General features: G+C 40.0%; 5 protein-coding genes and 3 pseudogenes. 3 read left to right on the top strand and 5 right to left on the bottom strand.

The window, feature by feature from the left end; all coding sequences use genetic code 11:
• Positions 1-149 precede the first annotated feature (149 nt).
• The 3 genes and pseudogenes from F0249_RS18825 (at position 150) to F0249_RS18815 (ending at position 1875) form a co-directional block, all read left to right on the top strand.
• Positions 150-413: a hypothetical protein gene (locus F0249_RS18825; protein ID WP_017052210.1), complete on the top strand. Its 264-nt coding sequence runs from the start codon at positions 150-152 to the stop codon at positions 411-413.
• Positions 414-495: 82 nt separating this feature from the next.
• Positions 496-828 (top strand): annotated as a pseudogene (locus F0249_RS18820) (zinc ribbon domain-containing protein YjdM).
• 207 nt (positions 829-1035) lie between these two features.
• A complete protein-coding gene (locus tag F0249_RS18815) occupies positions 1036-1875 on the top strand; it encodes a LysR family transcriptional regulator (protein ID WP_017052213.1) in 840 nt (279 codons plus the stop codon).
• 13 nt (positions 1876-1888) lie between these two features.
• On the opposite strand, the gene F0249_RS18810 is transcribed toward F0249_RS18815, so the two are convergent.
• From F0249_RS18810 to F0249_RS18790, 5 genes and pseudogenes are all read right to left on the bottom strand, one after another.
• Positions 1889-2266 carry a RidA family protein gene (locus tag F0249_RS18810; RefSeq protein ID WP_017052214.1) on the bottom strand — a complete coding sequence of 126 codons (378 nt, stop codon included), beginning with the start codon at positions 2264-2266 and terminating at the stop codon, positions 1889-1891.
• A gap of 11 nt (positions 2267-2277) precedes the next feature.
• Positions 2278-3408 carry a pyridoxal-phosphate dependent enzyme gene (locus tag F0249_RS18805; protein ID WP_171757474.1) on the bottom strand — a complete coding sequence of 377 codons (1131 nt, stop codon included), beginning with the start codon at positions 3406-3408 and terminating at the stop codon, positions 2278-2280.
• A gap of 278 nt (positions 3409-3686) precedes the next feature.
• Positions 3687-4731, bottom strand: a pseudogene (locus tag F0249_RS18800) (IS66 family transposase); the annotation flags it as partial.
• Positions 4732-5002: 271 nt separating this feature from the next.
• A complete protein-coding gene (gene tnpB / locus F0249_RS20445) occupies positions 5003-5146 on the bottom strand; it encodes an IS66 family insertion sequence element accessory protein TnpB (protein WP_367613446.1) in 144 nt (47 codons plus the stop codon).
• 104 nt (positions 5147-5250) lie between these two features.
• Positions 5251-5545: pseudogene (locus tag F0249_RS18790) on the bottom strand (IS66 family insertion sequence element accessory protein TnpB).
• Between the last annotated feature and the right edge of the window lie 455 nt (positions 5546-6000).

Below are 6000 nucleotides of genomic sequence, written 5' to 3'. Positions count from 1 at the left end.
TAGTCTCCAAATTTAGCTGTTTGACACACTAATTATGGCTCTGGCTTTAAGCTAACCCACGAAATTGGAGGCTAGCACCTCGTGGGGGTCATTATGTCTATACGGATCGATATGTTTCATAAATATGTAATCAATGTAGAGAGTTAGTTATGCAAAGTGGAACGTTAAGAGATTACAGTGAAGACATGTATAAATTTTATTTTGAGATAGGGGAATACCAAGAAGTAGGTTTAGGTGTTCTTAGTGCATTTGTCGGAGAGCTTCATTCAAAACTTATTTTACATTTAGAGTTTGGGTATGAGGTAACAATGCCTATTCAATGTATACCAGAAACAGTAAGACTTTTGAGCCAAGAAAATATCGCTATTTACCAAATAGTGCGTGGTGAAAAAACCAAAGAAAAATGGCGTTAGCCGTTAAATTCGTATAACAAGTCATTTAAACGGAATAAATCATTAAAATATAAGTTAAATCAATTAATAGAAGTCATAACTAATGTCATTTCCTCCTTGCACAAATTGCCAATATGAATTTTTTTATCAAGATCAAACACATATTGTTTGTCCCGAATGTGCCTATGAATGGAACCCAGTTGAAGAGGCTGAAAATCAATTCACAGTTCATGATGTTAATGGAAATTAGTTGGGGCAAGGCGATAAAATCACATTGGTGAAAGATCTCAAAGTTAAAGGTAGTTCTCAGAACCTTAAAATTGGCACAAAAGGTATAATAAAGCGGGTTGTGGAAGGTAAGGAGCATCAATTGGATTGTAAGCTTGATGGTGCTGGCGAAATGTTTGTAACGGCCAAATACGTTAAGAATGCGTAAGTGTCGTACCTTAATTGGGCGTTATAAATTTTAGGAGTCATTATGCCAGAAAAATCGTTAGTGTTCGGAATCTCCCAAAACTGAGCAAGATAGTGTTTTGAACTCTATCCTTAGAGGTGCATTATTATGCTCGCACAACCTACTTTGCAACCTATAACAAAAAAGAATAGACTGACGTAATCATTCCATTTTTTCATTGGTAAATATATGTTGCTTGAAGGTATTGAAACGCTTCTGGTACTTAGTAAAGAAAAAACGATGAGCCGCACAGGAAGCGTACTGTATCTTAGTCAATCCGCCGTCAGTAAGCGTATTGCTAAATTAGAAAAACGGCTGGGGAAAAAATTAATAGAGCCATATGGGCGTTACGTTGTTCTAACGGCAGATGCTAAAACGTTGATTGAGAACATTAGCCCAACCTTTAGCGAGTTATGTGGTCTTATATATGAACAGCAGCAGGTGTTAGCCGATAACACTCAACTGCGTATAGACTGTTCAGAAACTCTTGTCTCTGGTTATTTTAGTTTTGCTTTGACTCGTTGCTTTCGTGATGATCCTAACTTAACTATAACGACAAACCATACACCCCGAATCGTTGAAAATGTTAAGTCGGGAAAAGCCTTCCTTGGTTTATGTGCGGGATACTTACCTTCAGGTCATGGCTTGTTAAGTATTCATCTTTTCGATGAACCATTTTATATCGTCAGCAGCGTGCCTTTAAAAGAGTTACCAGAAATGTTAATCGCAACAGATCTCACTAATAGCGCAAACACCTACCAGTCAGCTATCTTGGAAGAATTGAAAATACGTCCCGTGTTGGAACTAGACTCGTATACAGCCGCAGCTCACCTGGCATTGCAAGGAGCTGCGGCTGCCCTTGTACCACTCTCAGTAGTAAAAGCACTGAGTATAGAAGAACGTCATTTATACATGTATGATGAGCTCAGCCCACTATATAGGCCAATTTACATCTGTGTACGGCAAAACAACTTTCGATTAGAACGCATTAAGAAAGTCATAAACGCTATATCTGAAGTGTCGCTATAGAGATAAAAGTGTTCTACTCACATAGAGCTATACAATCTATTTCTATTTTGAGCCCAAAATGAAGCTCTCTGGTAGGCACGATTGTCCGTACTGGTTTATGACTTGTAAAGTACTCGCCACAAACACTATTAACGGTATCCCACATATGGACATCTGAAATATAGATAACGAGTTTTAGAACCTTATCAAGATTCGAACCTGCGTCTTCAAGAATAATCGCCAAATTATCTAAGATCCTGCGAGCTTGTTGTTCAACATCTCCAGTAACTTTCCTCCCAGTATCTGGACTGATTGGTAGCTGGCCTGAAACGTAAGCTAAATTATTACAAACAATCGCCTGAGAGTAGTGCCCTGCAGGTTTCAGGGCATTATTGGTTTGTATATACCTCATCGTTAATGCCCTCAATTGGTTAATCTACTGAATAGTTGCTGAATAGAGTTCGTCGCTTTGAGACCATTTCCAGTTATCACACCAACTGTTAAGTCTTTTGCGCCAATCTCTCCTGTTTCTAAAAGTCGAGCTATACCCGCAAACGCAGTTGCCGATGTAGGCTCGATAAAAAATCCTTGCTGCCCCATTTCTTCTAATGCTGATTGGATTTGTTGTTCATTAACACTAATGAAACTGCCATTAGACTGTCGAACAAAATCAATGACTTCTGTCAGGTGAGATGAATGCTGGATCTTGATACCTTCAGCTATAGTCTTTAATGATGTTATCTCGATATCTTTACCATTAAAGACTTGAACAAACGGTTGAATACCTTCACTTTGAATTCCAAAGATGCGAGGTAGCTTGTTTATTTCCCTAGCTTTTAATAGCTCTGAGAAACCAAGGTATGCCCCCGCGAGCAGGCTACCATTACCTGCTGGTGCCACAAAATTGTCTGGAGCTTTATAACCACATTGCTCCCAGATTTCATAGGCAATAGATTTTACACCTTCAATAAATAATGGATGCCAATTATGTCCTACGTAGCAACTTCCGTGTGTTTTAGAGCTATTCATTGCTGCTAAGGCAACATCTTCCCTAGTCCCCTCAATTTCAATACAGTTAGCACCGTACATTCTGGTTTGTATGGTTTTTCCTAATGATGTCCCTGCGGGTACAAATATGTTGCAATTGATTTTTGCTTTAGCTGCGTACCCAGCATAGGCACTGCCACCATTGCCACTAGAATCCTCAGCAATGCTACCTATTCCTTGTTTTTTCAGGTAATTGATGACCATAGCAGCCCCTCGATCTTTAAATGACCCAGTTGGTTGTAATGAATCCATTTTTGCAAGAATCGGAATACCAGATATTTCGGCATCAGCCAGTGGTGTAATGACTTCATTAAAAGAAGCCTGAACTTCATGTTTTTTTACTGGGAAAGCTTTGGAATATCGCCATATTGATAGTTCATTCTTAATCAAGTTACTCTTATTAAAAGAAAACTCAGGCTTAACCCAAAGGGCTGAGCCACAAGTGCATCTAATTAATTCAGGTATAGGTGGGTATTCTTTACCGCAGCTCTTACAGATAAATTTCATAGCTCGCCTCATGTCTGTTCTGTATCGTTGGATTAGATAGTACAAGTGATTAAAACGGTGGATAAACGAAACGTAAGAAATTGTTCTATTCCTAATTGGAATCAATTAAAATTATGTAAATGCTCATAATAAGCATTGGTTTGCGCATGGATTTTTCGATCATAAATATTAATGGAGTAATAGATGAATATTCATGAAACTCTAAATTACGTTGAATTTGGAGCAAAGGATTTAGCTGAAACGAAGGTAAACCCCCATAAACCCACGGGGCGACATAACTAGTGTTTGAAGTTCCAAGGTAGGAGTACGCCGATATCAGGCTCTGCTTTCACCAACTCTTTCATGCACTTGACCATGTAGTCGTAGAGGATAATACCTTTGGCTCTCGCGGTCTGGATGATGCTGTAAAGCATTGCGCTCACATCAGCACCGTTTGGTGTATTAGTGAGAATAACCAATTTTTTCGTCCAATGACCAGTGGTTTAATTGTGCGTTTAGCGCGATTATTATCGATAGATAAATGACCATCGTCGATATAACGAATGAGTTTAGGCCACTGCCTGAGCGTGTATTTTATCGCTTTGCCTAGTTGGTTAGAGCCTATCACTTTCTGGGACTTCATCTATTGGTAAAGCCCATCCAGTATCTACTTGGCATACGCTTGACGCTCTGCTTTTCGTCCTTCGGCAGGCACCTTTTAAGTGAGATTCTATCTCGTAGAGTTTTTGGACTTTAGACAGCGTCTTATCGGCCTTGCCCAACTTACATTTTTTAGCACCCATGAACTTACGCCGAGCCTTCATAAGCAGCGTATCCATTGGTTTGTATTTAACCGTTGTCGTCACCTAAAGAGGCAATAGGGCCCGCACTCGCGCGACTGTTTTGATAGTCGTACAAGGCGATACTTTCACATTCGGTAGTACAGCTTCGGGCGAGTAAGCTCCCGAGCAATAAAGCCACATATAACAATGTTTCTCTGCCTTGAGCACATTGAGCTGCGTTTTATCCGCCGAACCACCACTTGTTGATGTAGATGTTCTTTCAAGGCGGCATACAACGTGGTGAACTTCTCGCTGACTTGTGGATGACCCACCTTGCCATTGTGGTGCGTGATAGATCTATACCCGATTGAGTAAATAGCGATTCTTGGCGATAAAGTTGTGGTATTTGCCAAGGATGATATTGGCAAGCAAGCTTTCTGTTGCGAAGCTCTTAGGGATAAAACTATATGGGGCTGGCTTTTGAACGATGCGGCTTATTGTCTTTTGTTTTCTCGCACTCGCGGCACGCATATTTAGAACGGACTTATTCCAGCAAGAGCATTGTGATTCCTTTTGCACCTGCGAGAGCAGCAGTGCATTCTCCATCGCTTGTAGCTCGGCAATATTTTAACTTTCTGGGTTGATATTTCCCGTCTTTTTCACACTAAAATTGTGCCGTTAACGCTTGGTGAATAAGGCTTTATTCTCGATTAACTCATTGTAAAATAGTTTATTCTAACGGGTTTATGGCCGATAAATGTAAAGTCAAGAAGAAGTCTATCAAGTTCGAATTGAGCCAGGGTCAACACCTCATTTTTATCTTTTGAAGGCCATTAATATTTGGCTTTTTCGTGGTGCTTATACCAGAGGGCGAAGCCTGTTTTATCCCAGTACCACATCTTGATCTTATCGTGCTGTTTATTGGTAAACAGGAATAGAGCACCGCGGCCAAGAGGCAAGTCCGTGTCACTTTCGATAATCGCCGCAAGCTAGTTGATGGACTTTCTAAAATCGACGCTTTTACGATAAAGGTAAATCTCTGGAGCACTGAGCATGCGTTTCATGACAACGCTCCAATGAGTTAAGCAAGATAGGCTGCTGGCGTGCCTTGAGAAATACTCAGATCCACATCATTCACGAGAAGTGTCATGTTAGCCGTTGCTATCTGGGCCTGATATTTTGTTGTCTTTCCGATGATTTTGGCTCTAACAAATGCCACAGACTCAGATTGGTCTGCCTTTTGGAGTTGACGTTGCTTTGCAAAGAGCATGGATAAACTCAGTCTATATTATTCGCAAAAAACTCGTTGGGTATATTGCTGCTCTCAATTGTTTAAAGAGTGCTTGCCATTCTAGGTTGGTGCGTCGTTTTGCCATTTCAACTCTCCTTTGGATTATATAGTTGATCTTATTATTCGTGTCGGATGATTAGAATGAGGGGTTTATGGCGCGCTTACGATCAAAATGATGTTTTGCGAGATTCATTAGCTCAAAGACAGCGATGCGCGTCTACTTTATTGTTTTACTTTAATTACAAGGGGATTCGTACTGGTAAAATCGTTGGAGTGATGTGGGGTGGCTTGATTTAACCAATAAGACAATCACCGTTCGTCAAAGATCAGTCAGGGGAAATTGTCGCGGTTGAAAAGCCGGATGGTTCTACCGATAAACTAGCTTGACTGATCTTTTTTGCTTATTATTTTATGTAAAAAATGATGTATCTTATCTTTGTGATAAAATCTACTATTTATTGCAACACTTTTATGTCGTATGCGGCACAGAAATATTGCAAAGTATTATCATATCAATATTGATGAATGCATACGTTACTA

It is taken from the genome of Vibrio sp. 03-59-1 (genome assembly GCF_013114135.1).
GTDB classification, from domain to species: domain Bacteria; phylum Pseudomonadota; class Gammaproteobacteria; order Enterobacterales; family Vibrionaceae; genus Vibrio; species Vibrio cortegadensis.
The sequence above is the reverse complement of the archived record's forward strand: the minus strand, read 5'-3'. Positions and strand labels throughout refer to the sequence as shown.